The following is a 13,703-nucleotide window of genomic DNA, read 5'->3' on the forward strand; positions in this document are numbered from 1 at the left end:
CCCCTACTCTAAACCGGACATCTGCTCGTATTTCGCCCGCTCTTCGGCGAGCGTACCGGCCAGGAACCGGTCGGTGATGTCCGCGACCGCCGTTCGTTCCCCGTCGTCCAACGCGGTGCCGCGGTCCAACATCCGGGCCACCCGTTTCCGCGCTGAGCGCGGCCATCTGCTCCTCGCCGAGCGCGTACTCGGCCGGCATCACCGCGGCGGTGCCGAAAAAACCCGAGAAAGACAGCGCTCAGGACGGCCAGCTGCGCGTGCAGGTCGAGGTCCGTACGCACCAGCTTGAGGTCCCGAAGATCGGCCACATAGCGAGCCAGCCCGCGCGCTGCAGTTTCGGCGTCCGCTGCAGTTCCCGCTGGCGGGACAGCTTGCCGATCACCTCCATGTCGCGCAGCAACACCGCCTTGAGCAGCGGGCGTCGGACGTACGCGACCGCGATCTTCTCGATCACCGAACGCAACGTCGCGCCCGCCGGGTCTCCGGCGACGCGCTGCTGGACATCGGTCATGAGGGCCACCCGCTCTCTCGCCGCAGCAGCGCGATGAAGAGGTCCTCACGGGTCTTCCAGTGCAGGTAGATGGTGCCCTTCGCGCGACCGCGGCGCGCGCGCGCGATGTCCTCGATCGTGGTCTTGTCGTAGCCCCACCGAACGATCAGCTCGGCGGCCGCGTCGAGGACTCGCTCGGCCCGTACGCCACGGTTCTCCGGCACGTCTCACACCTCCATCTGAACGCGGTGACCAGATAAGCATATTTGGTCACGCCGTCGTCAGCAACGGTGACGCTGGTCGCACCCAGCGCGGTCGCGGTTTTGTCAGTGGGTACGTCTACAGTCCCTGCGGCGAGGGACTCTGGATCGGGGAGGCACTGGCATGGCGACGTACGTTCTCGTACCCGGCGGCTGGCACGGCGGCTGGTATTTCGAGCCGCTGGCCCAACACCTGCGATGGCACGGCCATCAGGCTTATGCGGTGACGCTGAGTGGGGTCGGCGACCGGCATCACCTGCGGTCGGCGGCGGTGAACCTGGACACCCACATCCAGGATGTGCTGAGCCTGCTGGAGACGGAGCAAATCACCGACGCGGTGCTCTGCGGGCACAGCTACGGCGGCATGGTGGTCAGCGGGGTAGCCGACCGTGCGCCGGAGCGGGTCGAGGCCGTCACGTACTGCGACGCGTATCTGCCCCAGGACGGCGACTCCTGCTGGAGCCTGACCAGCGACGTCTACCGAGGGCTCTTCCTGGCCAACGCGACCGGCGACGGCCAAAACGTGGAACCGCCGGCCGGAATGGACCCGCGGGCCACCTCCCAGCCGCTCGCGACTTTCCTGCAGGCGATCCAGCTGACCGGCGCCGAGCTGCCGACCCGGCGGCATTTTGTCTATCTTTCCGGCTGGTCCGGAACGCCGTTCGCATCTACGTACGAGCGGCTTTCCCAGGACGCGACTTGGAAAGTCCACGACCTCCCGGTCGGCCACAATGTGATGCGGCTGGCCGGCGACGATCTTTTGAAGATATTGCTGGAGGTCTAGTGTCCTGCGTCTGAGGTTCGTTGCTTTATTCGGTGATCCAGACGGTGATCTGACTGCGCCGGAGGATCGCCCTCATACTGGTGCGTATGTGGGCGATTCTCCGGTGCTCTCAGTCGCCGTCTGGGCGCCGGAGAAAGTAGCGAACCTCGGGCGCAGGACACTAGAGGTAAGCGGTCTTGAGGTGGCGGCGCTGGAAATCGTCGAGGACCAGCTTGAGAGCGGCCACGGTCTGCGCGTGAGTGCCCGGCGAACCGGCGTCGTGGAACAGGATGATCGAGCCAGGGCGCACGTGGTGGTGGATGTTGGCCGCGATGTCCCAGGCCGGCGGCGGCGGCGGGTCGGCCCAGTCGGTGGCGGTGACCTTCCACCCCAGCGACGCGAGGCCGACCTCCCGCGCCACCTCGACGATGCGCGGAGTGATCGCCGTGCGGAGACCGGAAATAGACCGGCTTCACGCCACCGCTGGCCGCCGTGATCAACTCGTTGTTCTCGACGAGGTCGGCGCGGATGTCAGGCACCGACCAGGTGCCAATGCTCGGGTCGTGTTCGACCGTGTGGTTGCACAGCGTGTGACCAGCGTCGGCGACCGCTCGTACCAACTCGGGATGTTCGCGGACCCGGAAGCCGACCATGCAAAAGATCGCGTGTACGTGGTATTTGGCCAGCACCTGCAGGACTTTCGGCGTCCAGAGCGGGCTCGGACCGTCGTCGAAGGTCAGCTGGATGCCGGCGCTGCCGGTGTCCTCGTAGACGAACGAGGCCGGTTTCAAATGCGCCGCGACAGCTCTCTGGTTCGGCCGCGTCGACACCTGGGCGGCCTGGGTCGGCACGCCGGGAATCGGCAGCCGGACCGGGTCCTCCTGCACCGAGGCACCCGCTGTCAGCCCGCCCAAAACCAGCACCACCGCCAAAAGGACGGCCCCCGACTCCGGTTGAACAACACCAATTCTCCGCAACTCCTCCCCGGCACGTCACACACTAGTCTGTGCAAATGACAACGGCTCTGATTATCGGCGGTGGCATCGCCGGTGCGGTCACCGCGATCGCCTTGCACAAAGCCGGAATCGGCGCCACGGTTTACGAGGCGTACGCCACGCCGGCCGATGAGATTGGCGCATTTCTGACCGTTGGAACCAACGGCATCGACGCTTTACAGGCTGTCGATCTGGACCGATCGGTCGCGGCGGCCGGCGTACCAGCGCGCTGGCTGCAGGTTTTCGACGCGGCCGGCGAGCAGGTCGGGCAAGCGCCGATCACCGGCTCGGAACGGCCGGATCTGGGTCCCCGTACGTTCAAACGCGCCGCCCTTTACCGGGTGCTGCAGGACGAGCTTGCCGCCCGCGACCTGCCTGTTCAGCGCGGCAAACGGCTGGTCGACGGCACCGCGACCACGGCCGGCGTGACAGCCACCTTTCGCCGACGGCAGCAGTGCTGGGGCCGACGTGCTCATCGGCGCGGACGGTGTGCATTCGGTCACCCGGCAGCTCATCGACCCGGCCGCGCCAGAGCCGCGTTACACCGGCCAACACATTGTCTATGGATTCACCGACAAAACACCGGTCGAAGTGCCAGCTGACACGTACCAGATGATCCGCGGCGAGAAGGGTTTCTTCGGCATCACCGGGGCGCCGGCCGGCGGGCTGTGGTGGTTCGCCCGGGTGTCCGGACCGGAGCTGACCAGCGCGCAGGCCGCCGCGGTGACGACCGCGCAGTGGCGGGACCAGCTGATCGCCGTCTTCGAGGCGGACCGCACGCCGGCCGCCGCGGTCGTCGCGGCCACCACCGAACCGATCGTGGGCACCGGCAACTACGACGTGCCGACCGTCCCCACCTGGCACAACGGCCGGATGACGATTGCCGGCGACGCCGCCCACGCGGCCTCCCCAGCGGCCGCCCAGGGCGCTTCGATGGCCATCGAGGACGCGGTCGTGCTGGCCAAATGCCTGCGGGACATCGCCGACCCGGCGACCGCCTTCGACACGTACGAGCGGCACCGCCGGGAGCCGGGAGCGGGTGGAGCGGCTGGTGCAGGCCAGCGCGGCGATGAGCCAGCGGCGTACCCAGGAGCGCCCCGACCAGCGGTCCAGCAACGCGAACTGGCTCCGCGACCACCACATCGACTGGGATTCCCGCATCTGACCATGCACTGAGTTCTGCCTCGTACGCGAAGAGTAAGTCGCACCCTCGCGTGTGCGGATTCTGTGCCGAATCTATACAGCCCCAATTCCATGCTGGCCGGATAAGTAAGTCAGCTCTGCTTTTGCCGCCCTTTTTGTCGTTTCCGGTGCGGGCGGCGCAGCCGGAACGGGGACAGCTCACCATGACCATAACCAAATTAGTCCAGCCAGAAGTTTTACCGTCATCATGTGTACGCATCCGCACTCTCGGTGATTTCCAGGTCTACCGGGATGGGCGCAGGGTGCGCTTTCGGTATGGCGGTGGAAGAAATCCCAGGAACTGTTCAAGTTCCTGCTGTCCCGCCGAAACCGGGCCACCTCGCGCGAACTGCTGATGGACGTGTTGTGGCCGGACGAATCCTCCAGCCGGGTGGCCAACCGACTGTCTGTGGCGCTTTCGGCCGTACGCACCGTGCTCGACCCCGACCGCGTCCATCCGGCCGACTTTTTCGTTGCCGCCGACCGATATGCGGTCACCCTCAGCAATCTGGCGGTGGACGCCGAGATCTTTGTCTTTCATGCGACCGTCGCACTGGAACGCCACTATTGCGGCGACCGTGATGCGGCTCACGCATTGGCTTTCGCCGAATCACTTTATGTTGGCGACTTTCTGCCCGCGGACCAGTGTGTGGAGTGGACCGCGCCAGTACGGGAAACGGCGAAGGCCAACTATCTCGAGGTCGTACGCGCGCTGGCGAAACTGAGCGCGGACAGCGGCCAGCATCACCTCGCGGTCCTACCACCTGCAGGCGTTGCAGCGGGACGCCTTCGACGAGGCCGCGCATCTGGGGCTGGTGCAGGCCTTCCTGACCACCGGACGGACCAGTGCGGCGCACCGGCATTACCGCAGCTACGTGGCCAGGATGGCGGAGATCGGGGTGGACCCGGCGCCGCCGCCGGCCGTGGACCGGTTGCGGACAAGACTGGCCGGCTGAGTTTTCTCGGGCTGTGAAATCCACAACACCGCACCACCTGCGAAAACCTGCTATGGATAAGGCTGCTTTAACCAAAATCCAGGCCGCTAACTCCTCAAGACGGGCGAAACCTCGCGGTGAAGCCAATAATATTTGTGATGCGTGACCCGTAACGCCACGATTCGGACCCGCGATAGAACAACCGTAGCGATTCCTTGTAGGGTCGCTTCGGTCCGGTGATTTTCCGGCGCCAACCCGGCGCCCTCATCAGACGCCGCCGAATCGGTGACCAGGCAACTGGGAACTGAACCGGGGACCCGAGCACTTGGGGTGAATCCGCGGCTTGCCGTGGTAGGGCGATTTTTCTTCCCCGTCCGAATCCGTCAGCTAACTCGGTAGGCGGTAGCAGTGGAAGAAGGAGTCTCGCGAGAGTGACTCGCGCTTGGGCGCCTCGGCGCAAGCATGCCCTTTTCGTCCCCCTCTTCATGGTCTTGGCGCTGGTCAGCACCAGCTTCCTGGACTCCTCCCCAGCCATGGCCGATCAGACTCTGAGCGACGTGCAGGCCAAGATCACCGCGCTCACCGGTCAGATCGACAAGGCAAACGAGCAGTACAACACCGCCAACGTGCAGCTCGGCCAGGTCCGCAACCAGCAGGCCACCGTCTCCAAGCAACTGGCGGACACCAACATCAAGGTCGCTGAGCTGCGCAAACAGGCCGGTTCGTACGCGGTGAACGCGTACAAGGGCGGCGACATGAGCATGCTCGGCTCGATGATGACGACCGGTTCGGCTGACCAGTTCCTCGACCAGCTGACCACGTGGACGCGCTGACCAGCAAGGCCGAAGCCCCGCTCAAGGCGTTGAAGGCCGAGCAGGCCGTTCAGGCGGCCCAGAACACCAAGCTGCAGGGCCTGGTCACGTCGGCGAACACGCTGGTCCAGACGCTGACGACCAGCAAGGCCTCGTTCAACTCGCAGCTCCAGCCGCTGCTGGCGCTGCAGGCCAAGATGAGCCCGACGTTCGGCGACAACAGCTACCACGCCATCGCACCGCCCGGGTCGCCGGCGAACGTCGCCTTCGCGTACGCGCAGCTGGACAAACCGTATGTCTTCGGTGCCGCCGGACCGGACACCTGGGACTGCTCCGGACTGACCGAAATGGCGTACCAGCAGATCGGCAAGAGCCTCGAGCACTCGGCGCACCTGCAGTACGCGGCTCTCACGCACGTCTCGGAGTCCGACATCCGGACCGGTGACCTGGTCTTCTTCTACGGCTTCGAGCACGTCGGGATCGCCATCAGCCACACCCAGGTGATCCACGCGCCGGAGCCCGGCGACTCGGTCAAGATCACCAACATCAGCGACATGCCGATCGCCGGCGTCGGCCGGTAGGCAGTTCGCAAGCTCCGACGCCACGTCATCGCCCGATGACGTGGCGTCGTGACGTGCCGGGAACCTAGTGGTCTTATGAGCAGTTGAAACAGGCATCTGGTCCCGGCGGCAGGAGTGCGGATGGCCGAGCTGGTCGCCGGCGCGAACATGCCGCTGCCCAGCGGGCCGGTATCGATCGCGGTGACCGGTCCGTACGACGTGTCGGCGATCGTGCTGGGCAGCGACGGCCGAGTGGGCGGCGACGCCGACTTCGTCTTCTACAACCAGCCGACCGCGCCAGGCGTCCAGCTGCGCACTCGTACAGTCACCATCGACCCCGGCCGGCTGCGCTCCGGCGCTGACCGGGTCGTCCTGGTCGCCAGCCCGGAGGAGATCGGCCGCACCTTCGGCCAGCTGCCCCGACCGTCCGTGGTCGCCGCCGACCGGAACGGCCGGCAACTGGCCAGCATCCTGCTGACCGCCCTGCGGACCGAGACCGCCGCCCAGCTCGCCGAGATCTATCGGCGCAACTCCCAGTGGAAGCTGCGCGCGATCGGCCACGGGTACGCCGACGGCCTGGCCGGCCTCGCCCGCGACTTTGGCGTCGACGTGATCGACGAGCCAGCACCGGCCCGAGTGATCCAGTGGGCCGCCCAACCGCTCGCTCCCACCCCGGTCCCGGCCGCGGCGCCGTTCCCACCTGCTCCGTTCCCGCCGCCTCCACCGGCGGCGCCAGGTGCCGGTCCGCCGCCGAGCCGGACCAGCGGCCCGTACGGCGAAGTGATCGCCCTGACCAACGCCGAGCGGGCCAAGCACGGCCTGCCGCCGCTCTCGGCCAACAAGCAGCTCGCCGAGGCCGCGGAGATGCACAGCCTGGACATGGTGATGCGGAACTTCTTCGACCACCAGAACCCGGACGGCGCGCAGTGCTGGGACCGGGCGCACTGGTCGGCTACCGCTACCGCAAGATCGCCGAGAACATCGCCGCCGGGCAGCGCACGCCCGTCGAGGTGGTGGACGGCTGGATGAACAGCCCCGGCCACCGAGCGAACATCCTGGACGGTGAACTGACCGAGATCGGGGTCGGCCTCGCCGCTGGCGGCAGCTACGGCACGTACTGGACCCAGGTCTTCGGTACGCCCCGCTAGTGTCCCGCAAATCCGCTGACCGCATCGCGTCGTTGCGGTCAATAGTACGATCTCGTATAATCCGATATCGTGGATAGTGAGTGGTCGGCGCTGCTGGCCGTACAACGGGCGACGCACATGACCCTGCAGGTGTTGGCGATTCGGCTGGTCGATCTGGACCTGACCGCGTCGGAGGTCAACGCGCTGGCCAACCTGGCCGACGGGCGGGACCGTACGGTGTCTGAGCTGGGCGCACTTATGGGCCTGCGGCCAACCACGCTGACCAGCGTGTTGGACCGGCTGGAGCGGCGTGGCCAGCTGACCCGCGGCAACCGGCCGGGCGACCGGCGGGCCGTCGTGATCGCACTCACCGCACTGGGCCGCGACACCGCGGCCACCATCCGCCAGACGTTCGGCGAGCTGGAGCGGCAGGCCCTCGGGGGGCTGCCCACAGACGCTGTCGCTGGCTTACGCGCCGGATTGCAGGCGCTGACGGAGGTGCCCGAATGACGACTTTCCCCGATCTGATGAACGAAGTGCTGGCCGACGCGCCGCGTTTCGGCCATCGCGAACACGTCCACCTGACCTGGCTGGCGGTCCGCCGCTGTGGCGTACCGGCGGCGATCGACCTGGTCAGCGACGGGATCCAGCGGACCGCGCGATATGCCGGGGCACCGCGCAAATACCACGTGACGGTCAGCCGGGCCTGGGTGGAGCTGGTCGGCCACCACGTGACGGAGACCGCCGAAACCGACTTCGACGCGTTCGTACGACACCATTCAGCGCTGCTGGACAAGCGGTTGCTGACCCGTTTCTACCGCTCGACGACGACGCTGGCTGGCGAGGCCGCCCGGACCGGCTGGGTAGGCCCCGACCTGGCGCCTTTCCCGTGGACCAGGTGAAGCGGCCACTCTCGCGGGTGCGATGCTGAACGCCGTCCGAAAGCGACAGTGAGAGGTCGGCGACGATGGCGGCTCGATGGACCAAAGCCTCACCCTGGGTGCTGGCCGGTGTGCTCGGCGGCATGGGTGTGCTGCATTTCGCCGCACCAAAGCCTTTCGTGGCGATTGTGCCGCGCGTGCTGCCCGAGCCAGAGCTGCTGGTCGCCGCGAGTGGGGTAGCCGAGTTGGCTTGCGCGGCGCTGGTCGCGATTCCGCGTACCCGCACACTCGGCGGCGCCGCCGCTGCGGCGCTCTTTGTTTCGGTCTTCCCAGCCAATATCCAGATGGCCGTCGACTCGTCGCTGCCGGAAACCCGCAAACCCAGGTGGTATCAGGCGATCGCCTGGGGACGCCTGCCGCTGCAGGTCCCGCTGGTGATGTGGGCCCTGTCCGTACGCCGACGCAAAAAGTGCCTGATATGAGGAAAACTGTCACGATCGCGGCCCTGGCCGCCGTGCTGTTGAGCGCTTGTACGAGCAACAGCCCCGACAAGCCCGCTCCGCCGGCCGCTGGCGACGGCGTCCATCAGGGCGCCTGGACTCCCGCGCAGCTCGGCATGGTCGCGGCCACCGGCGATCCCGCGGTGATGCCGAGCACGCCCGGTTTCAGTCCCGGAATCATCTATTTCTGCCGGGTTTATGTGGACCAGTCCCGCGCCTCGAATGACGCGTTCATCGCGGTGGTCACCGCGGGCACCGGTCTCACCCAGTCGTATCTGGGCGTCTACGACCCGGCTACCCACAAGCTGCTCGCCTCCACCGAGGACGTTTCGGCCTCATTGCAGCAATCCACGCCACTGCGGCTGCCGCTGAACACGGTCGTACCAGCCGAGTCGGTGAACAAGGAGCTGTGGATCGCTGTCCTGATCGGGAAAATGACCAAGTCGCCGGCGGTGATCGGCGGCCGGGAATACGGTACGAATATCGGCCTGACCGACGACTACCGGCTCTGGGTGTCCAAACAGGACGGATATTCGGCGCTGCCCACCACGGCCCCGGAGATGAAGGTGCCGGACCACAGTTCGCTCCCCTTCGTCGGCATCGGCCCTTGACCCGATCACTAGACTCCCTCCGTGATCGAGAACTCGCGCCGACCGCTCTGGTCGCTGGCCGCACCGGGCCTGGCCGCCCTGCTCGGGGCCTTCCTGCTGACTTCGCTGGTGGGACCGACTTTCACCGCGGTACGCCGCGATCTGCACGGTGACTCAGGTCTCGTGCTCTGGTCGCTGGTGGCGTTTGTCCTGCCGGCGCTGCTGACCGCCGCGGCCGGCGTGGTGCTCGGCCGGCGATGGCCGGCGGCTACTCTGCTTCCGGGTGTCGCGCTGATGGTGCTCGGGCTGCTGCCGATGGCATTCGCGCCCAGCGTCGCGGTGTGTTGCTGGTCGGCCGGGTGCTGACCGGCCTCGGCGCCGGCGCGGTCATCGCGACGGCCGCGCTTTTGGTCGTGCGCTCGAAAAGTCGCCGCCGCGGTGCTGTCATTCGCCATCCTGATCGCACTGATCCTTGGCCCAGTCTCCGGTCTGGTGCTCACCCAGGCATTTAGCTGGCGGTTGGTCTTCATTCTCTCGGTCGTGGTGTCGATCGTGGTGCTGTTGTTGGCGGTGGTCAACGAAATCGTCGTACTGGCTAGCCGTCGCTCTTAGCGGTGGCCAAAATCGCGCCAGCCCGGCTGAGCACCGCTGGGCGGGTACGACCCAGGACGATCGCGATCGCGGCCGTCACGACAAGGTAGATCAGCACCAGATAAGGGAAATACCGCAGCGGCGCGGCCGGCACCGGATAGACCTGGCCGTAGACGGGAATGAGCAGCAGCAAGATCCCCAGCACCGGCAACACCAGATGCCGCCACCATGAGCGGCGGCCGGCGAAGTGCCGGATGCAGGCGACGCTGGTGAGCATGTAGACCGGAATGATCGCCAGGGTCAGCACCGAGCCCAGATACACGTACGCGTTGAATGGCCCGGAAATCAGCCCAACCACGTACGTGAAGACCACCGCCACCGCGGCCTGTAGCCAAATCGCCGCCGTCGGCGTCCGGTGCACTGGATGGACCTTCGCCAACAGCCGCGGCAACAGACCTTCCCGTCCCATCGCGTAAAGGATGCGGACGATGCCGTTGTTGGAGTTCATCGTGACGGCGAAAATACTGGAAATGCCGGCCAGACCGACCAGCAGTTTCAGCCACGGCGCGTACTTGTCCGCCAGCGTGGTGAAAGGTGCCGCGTCGGCGACCAGCCGGGACACTCCGTCCACGCCGAACCCGATCATTTCCGCGTACGTACAGAAAAGGTAGATCACGCCGACGAAAAAAACAGCGAGAGATAGATCCCGCGCGGCACGTTGCGGGCCGGCAGCCGGACCTCCTCGCCCAGCGTGGTAGCCGCCTCGAAACCGACGAAGGACAGAATGCCGAAAACCATCCCGAGGGCGAGGCCGGACAGGCCGTTCGGGGATTCGGTGGGCAGCAGCGGCAGCACGCTGAGGCCGTGCGCGCCGCCCTTGGCCAGCACCACCACCGCGCTCAGCAGCACGATGACGACCACCTCAGCGCCGAAAAGCGCCAACGCGGTCCGCAGCGAACCGGTTATTCCGCGCAGCGAAAGGAAAACCACCAACACCGCGAAGACCGCCGAGATGATCGTCCAGTGGATCTGGACGCCGTAGCCGGCCAGGATGTCGTGCGTGTACGTGCCGATCAGCGCCAGCTCCGCGGGCACCAGCAGCGCGTACGCGACGAACATCAGGCCGCCGGTGACGAAGCCGGTGCGCGGGCCGATCGCCCTCGACACGTACGTGTAGAAGGAGCCGGCGCTCGGGAACACCCGGGCCATCTCCACCACACTGTTCGCCACCACCAGCACCACCACCAGCGCGGATCACGAAGACGAACGAACGGTGTCGCCGCGCCGGCCTGCTGGGCGGCCACCTGCGGGTTGAAGTAGACCGACACCGCCGGGCCCATCAGCGCCGCCGACATGATGACCGCGCCGCCCAGGCCCACCGCGCCGGACCGCAAACTCGGGGTAGCGCTCACCGGCTGGTGTCGGCTGGCAGGAAGCTGACCTGATGCCGGTCCGGGTCGAGCGTGTGCGCGTGCACCATCCCACCGACGCCCACGACCAGAAAATACACCAGGGTTGGCAGAGTCGAGCCAACACTCGCATCCGGGTCGAAGACGGCGGCGCCCAAGAGGATGGCGGACGGGATGTAGTAGCCGACCGCGGCAAGCGCCAACCCGACGCTGCGTCGCCGGATGGCGTAATACCCGAAAACCGCCCAGGTGGCGAGCCCGAAGGAGAACAACGGGATCGCCGCCGCCACCAGCCGGATGGCCCGGGAGCTCGCCGCGCCGCCAGCCAGCCGGCCGGCGCACGCACCAGCAACAGGCCGGCGATCGCACCCCACAGGATGCTGGCCACGTACGCGCCGCTCAGCACCGCGGCAACCAGTGGACTCGGCGGCTCATAATTTTCGATGGCGGCGACCACCACTGCGGCGGCCTGGACCAGGAACAGCGCGGCCAACAGTCCCAACCGCCAGCTCCGCCGGGCCACCGCCGCCGACAGCACCACCGCCCAGCTGGCCAACCCAAACGTGACCAGCGGGATCAGGCCAGCCAGCACCTTGCGTACCCACGTCCAGCCGAGGCGACCGGCCGGGGCGACCGCGGTCACCGCCGGCCGTGGAACGATTTCGGCCGTCCGGGCACCAAGGATCTCCGCACGCAGTTCCAGCAGCCGGGCACCGGGGTCGATGCCGAACTCCTCGGTCAGCAGTCGCTGGCCGTCGTCGAAAACCGCCAGCGCCTCGGCCGGCCGGCCGGACCGGTGCAACGCCAGCATCAGCAGGTAGCGGGGCCGCTCGCGGAGCGGAAAATCGGCCACCAGCCTGGTCAGATCGGCGGTCGACTCCCGGTGCCGGCCGGCCGCGAGCTCGGTCTCGGCAAGCGTCTCGGCGGCCACCGCGCGGCTTTCCGAGAGCCGTATCCGGGCATGCGCGAACGCCGGTCCGGCGAGGCCGGCGAGCGGCTCGCCGCGCCACAGGTCCAAGGCCAACCGCAGCTTGCTGATCGACAGGGTCGGATCGCCGTTCACACTTTCGCCCTGCAACTGCGCGAACCGCTCGGCATCCAACCCGCCCGGGTCCACCCGCAGCACATAGCCGCCGTCGGACCGCAGCAGTCGCTGGGCCGGGGCGCGTACGGCACGATCCGGCTCCAGCACTCGACGCAGGCCAGCAACGTACTTCTGTACGACGTTCGGCCCGTTGTGTGGGGGATTGTCCGGCCAGACGGTGTCCACCAAACGGGACACCGAAACAGTCTCGTTGACATTGAGTAGCAGAGCCGCGAGCACCGCACGTTGCTTCAACGGGCCCAGGTCAAGCTCGCGGTCCCCGGCGTACGCGCGCACCGGACCCAGGACCTCAAACCTGAGCGGCCCGTCCCCCGTCGGTGCCGTCATGGCTGCCTCGCTTTTTTGATTTCCCCGTCTTCCCGCGGGCATTCTAACCGAATCCGAAATAGCCGCGGCTAAGCGCGAAACTTCGCCGAACGCCAAGGAAAGATCCTGTGCCTTTCGTCCGTTTTCCGGCTGACAACGCGGGCTGGTTTCGGCAATGATGCGGCCATGGCGAGGTTCGCGGACGCGCTCGACGGCCAGGTGGAGTCGTTCCAGACGGCCGCCTCCCAGGCGTTCGCACCGCTGAAGATCGCTCCGGCGGGCCGCGGCGATTTCCGGAACTCGTTCCGCAGCGCGGCCGCCGGCGACGTACGGGTCACCAGGATCACCGGCGCCCCTTGTACGGTCCTGCGGACGCCCGCCCTGATCGGCTCGTCCGATCCCGAGCTGGTGAAGGTGGCGCTGCACGCGACCGGTACGGCACGCGTCGAGCAGGACGGCCGACAGAGCCTGCTGCACCCGGGTGACCTGGTGAACTACGTGACGAGCCGGCCGTACAAACTGACCTTCACCGAGCCGTACGAGGCGGTGGTCATCGGCGTCCCGGTGCGCCGGCTCGGCCTGCACGCTCGTGACCTGGACCGCCAGACCGCCGTCGCAGTGCCCAGCGGTGGCGCGGTCCGCGCGCGGCGGTGGCGACCTTCTTCCGTACGGTCAGCGAGCCGCTGGACGCCGGCCCGGACGTCTTCGCCGGCGACGCCGGCCGGCACCTCGCCGACGCGCTGGTGTCGATGGTGATTTCCGAGCTGGTCGACGTGCCGGTCCGGCGGCCGGAGTCCGAGCTCGCCGACCGGCTGCTGGCGTACTGCCTGACCCGACTGGGCGATCCCGGGCTGACGGTCGAGTCAGTGGCCCAGGCACACCGAATTTCCGTACGATATCTGTACAAATTGCTACAGCCGCGAGATCTCACGCTGGCCGCGTGGATTCGCGGCGAGCGGCTGGCCCGGATCCGGCACGACCTCGCCGACCCGGGGCTGGCCAACCGGACGGTGGCCTCGATCGCGGCCCGCTGGGGAATCCTGAACCCGGCGCACCTCAGCCGGGCCCTGAAGGGCGAGTTCGGGCAGACCGCGGCGGCCATCCGACAATCGTCGCGAGAAACTCCGCGGGAACTTCCGCGGGAAATTTCGCGGGAAATGTAGAACCGCGGCGGCATGCTTCGATCCCCTGGTGTCA

The 13,703-nt window shown here is 67.3% G+C and carries 23 protein-coding genes, 1 pseudogene and 1 riboswitch; of the genes and pseudogenes, 16 read left to right on the forward strand and 8 right to left on the reverse strand.

The genetic code is table 11. The features are described 5' to 3' along the window. Positions 1-3 precede the first annotated feature (3 nt). The 3 genes from GNX96_RS54850 to GNX96_RS24535 all read right to left on the reverse strand — a co-directional run bounded on the left by GNX96_RS54850 (position 4) and on the right by GNX96_RS24535 (position 714). Positions 4-132 (reverse strand): hypothetical protein, encoded by a 129-nt coding sequence (locus tag GNX96_RS54850; RefSeq protein WP_279581368.1) that lies wholly within the window; start codon positions 130-132, stop codon positions 4-6. 106 nt (positions 133-238) lie between these two features. Continuing rightward, positions 239-511 carry a hypothetical protein gene (locus GNX96_RS24530; RefSeq protein ID WP_163569886.1) on the reverse strand — a complete coding sequence of 91 codons (273 nt, stop codon included), beginning with the start codon at positions 509-511 and terminating at the stop codon, positions 239-241. Further along, a complete protein-coding gene (locus GNX96_RS24535; RefSeq protein WP_163569887.1) occupies positions 508-714 on the reverse strand; it encodes a helix-turn-helix domain-containing protein in 207 nt (68 codons plus the stop codon). Before GNX96_RS24535 ends, GNX96_RS24530 begins: the two co-directional genes overlap by 4 nt. Before the next feature lie 160 nt (positions 715-874). Between GNX96_RS24535 and GNX96_RS24540 the strand changes: the two genes are divergently transcribed. After that, on the forward strand, positions 875-1,534 hold the full coding sequence (locus GNX96_RS24540; protein ID WP_163569888.1) for an alpha/beta fold hydrolase: 660 nt from the start codon (positions 875-877) through the stop codon (positions 1,532-1,534). Between the two features lie 160 nt (positions 1,535-1,694). Here the strand turns inward: GNX96_RS24540 and GNX96_RS54855 are convergent, their stop codons facing one another. After that, the gene (locus GNX96_RS54855) at positions 1,695-1,934 is read right to left on the reverse strand and encodes a hypothetical protein (protein ID WP_279581369.1); all 240 of its coding nucleotides are present in this window, start codon (positions 1,932-1,934) and stop codon (positions 1,695-1,697) included. A 70-nt stretch (positions 1,935-2,004) separates the two neighbouring features. After that, a pseudogene (locus tag GNX96_RS64705) lies at positions 2,005-2,439 on the reverse strand (polysaccharide deacetylase family protein); the annotation flags it as partial. 86 nt (positions 2,440-2,525) lie between these two features. Here GNX96_RS64705 and GNX96_RS54860 point away from each other — a divergent pair. From GNX96_RS54860 to GNX96_RS24605, 13 genes are all read left to right on the forward strand, one after another. Further along, a complete protein-coding gene (locus GNX96_RS54860) occupies positions 2,526-3,110 on the forward strand; it encodes an FAD-dependent oxidoreductase (RefSeq protein ID WP_279581370.1) in 585 nt (194 codons plus the stop codon). Further along, entirely contained in the window at positions 2,998-3,684 is a 687-nt protein-coding gene (locus GNX96_RS54865) for an FAD-dependent monooxygenase (RefSeq protein ID WP_279581413.1), read from the forward strand. The genes GNX96_RS54860 and GNX96_RS54865 overlap by 113 nt, the downstream gene beginning before the upstream one ends. Positions 3,685-4,045: 361 nt before the next feature. After that, complete coding sequence (locus GNX96_RS67350) at positions 4,046-4,663, forward strand: bacterial transcriptional activator domain-containing protein (protein WP_279581371.1); 618 nt, start codon at positions 4,046-4,048, stop codon at positions 4,661-4,663. Between the two features lie 227 nt (positions 4,664-4,890). Continuing rightward, positions 4,891-5,042, forward strand: a riboswitch (cyclic di-AMP (ydaO/yuaA leader). Between the two features lie 14 nt (positions 5,043-5,056). Continuing rightward, positions 5,057-5,458 (forward strand): coiled-coil domain-containing protein, encoded by a 402-nt coding sequence (locus GNX96_RS24560; protein WP_163569890.1) that lies wholly within the window; start codon positions 5,057-5,059, stop codon positions 5,456-5,458. Continuing rightward, positions 5,446-6,018 (forward strand): C40 family peptidase, encoded by a 573-nt coding sequence (locus GNX96_RS24565; protein ID WP_163569891.1) that lies wholly within the window; start codon positions 5,446-5,448, stop codon positions 6,016-6,018. Before GNX96_RS24560 ends, GNX96_RS24565 begins: the two co-directional genes overlap by 13 nt. A 120-nt stretch (positions 6,019-6,138) precedes the next feature. Then, on the forward strand, positions 6,139-7,026 hold the full coding sequence (locus GNX96_RS24570; protein ID WP_163569892.1) for a TerD family protein: 888 nt from the start codon (positions 6,139-6,141) through the stop codon (positions 7,024-7,026). Further along, positions 7,011-7,145, forward strand: coding sequence for a CAP domain-containing protein (locus GNX96_RS54870; RefSeq protein ID WP_279581372.1), 135 nt, complete (start codon positions 7,011-7,013; stop codon positions 7,143-7,145). The genes GNX96_RS24570 and GNX96_RS54870 overlap by 16 nt, the downstream gene beginning before the upstream one ends. A 69-nt stretch (positions 7,146-7,214) precedes the next feature. After that, complete coding sequence (locus GNX96_RS24580; RefSeq protein ID WP_279581373.1) at positions 7,215-7,634, forward strand: MarR family winged helix-turn-helix transcriptional regulator; 420 nt, start codon at positions 7,215-7,217, stop codon at positions 7,632-7,634. Continuing rightward, complete coding sequence (locus tag GNX96_RS24585) at positions 7,631-8,026, forward strand: hypothetical protein (protein ID WP_279581374.1); 396 nt, start codon at positions 7,631-7,633, stop codon at positions 8,024-8,026. Before GNX96_RS24580 ends, GNX96_RS24585 begins: the two co-directional genes overlap by 4 nt. A gap of 65 nt (positions 8,027-8,091) precedes the next feature. After that, entirely contained in the window at positions 8,092-8,487 is a 396-nt protein-coding gene (locus GNX96_RS24590) for a DoxX family protein (RefSeq protein ID WP_163569894.1), read from the forward strand. Beyond that, a complete protein-coding gene (locus GNX96_RS24595) occupies positions 8,484-9,116 on the forward strand; it encodes a hypothetical protein (RefSeq protein ID WP_163569895.1) in 633 nt (210 codons plus the stop codon). The genes GNX96_RS24590 and GNX96_RS24595 overlap by 4 nt, the downstream gene beginning before the upstream one ends. Before the next feature lie 21 nt (positions 9,117-9,137). Further along, entirely contained in the window at positions 9,138-9,461 is a 324-nt protein-coding gene (locus GNX96_RS24600; protein WP_163569896.1) for a hypothetical protein, read from the forward strand. Positions 9,462-9,533: 72 nt separating this feature from the next. Further along, positions 9,534-9,707: a hypothetical protein gene (locus GNX96_RS24605; protein ID WP_163569897.1), complete on the forward strand. Its 174-nt coding sequence runs from the start codon at positions 9,534-9,536 to the stop codon at positions 9,705-9,707. On the opposite strand, the gene GNX96_RS24610 is transcribed toward GNX96_RS24605, so the two are convergent. The 3 genes from GNX96_RS24610 to GNX96_RS24620 are packed head-to-tail and all read right to left on the reverse strand — an operon-like array spanning position 9,691 to position 12,527. Then, positions 9,691-10,362, reverse strand: coding sequence for an amino acid permease (locus tag GNX96_RS24610; protein WP_163569898.1), 672 nt, complete (start codon positions 10,360-10,362; stop codon positions 9,691-9,693). The two genes, GNX96_RS24605 and GNX96_RS24610, sit on opposite strands and share 17 nt — an antisense overlap. After that, positions 10,359-10,925, reverse strand: coding sequence for an APC family permease (locus GNX96_RS24615; RefSeq protein ID WP_279581375.1), 567 nt, complete (start codon positions 10,923-10,925; stop codon positions 10,359-10,361). The genes GNX96_RS24610 and GNX96_RS24615 overlap by 4 nt, the downstream gene beginning before the upstream one ends. A gap of 15 nt (positions 10,926-10,940) precedes the next feature. After that, positions 10,941-12,527: a BTAD domain-containing putative transcriptional regulator gene (locus GNX96_RS24620; protein ID WP_163569900.1), complete on the reverse strand. Its 1,587-nt coding sequence runs from the start codon at positions 12,525-12,527 to the stop codon at positions 10,941-10,943. Positions 12,528-12,692: 165 nt separating this feature from the next. Here GNX96_RS24620 and GNX96_RS24625 point away from each other — a divergent pair, with 165 nt between their 5' ends. Together GNX96_RS24625 and GNX96_RS24630 are read left to right on the forward strand one after the other, a co-directional pair. After that, positions 12,693-13,262 (forward strand): cupin domain-containing protein, encoded by a 570-nt coding sequence (locus tag GNX96_RS24625; protein ID WP_163569901.1) that lies wholly within the window; start codon positions 12,693-12,695, stop codon positions 13,260-13,262. After that, positions 13,256-13,669, forward strand: coding sequence for a helix-turn-helix domain-containing protein (locus tag GNX96_RS24630; protein ID WP_279581376.1), 414 nt, complete (start codon positions 13,256-13,258; stop codon positions 13,667-13,669). The genes GNX96_RS24625 and GNX96_RS24630 overlap by 7 nt, the downstream gene beginning before the upstream one ends. Positions 13,670-13,703: the final 34 nt, after the last annotated feature.

The sequence above is a fragment of the Fodinicola feengrottensis genome (assembly GCF_010993775.1).
GTDB lineage: Bacteria > Actinomycetota > Actinomycetes > Mycobacteriales > HKI-0501 > Fodinicola > Fodinicola feengrottensis.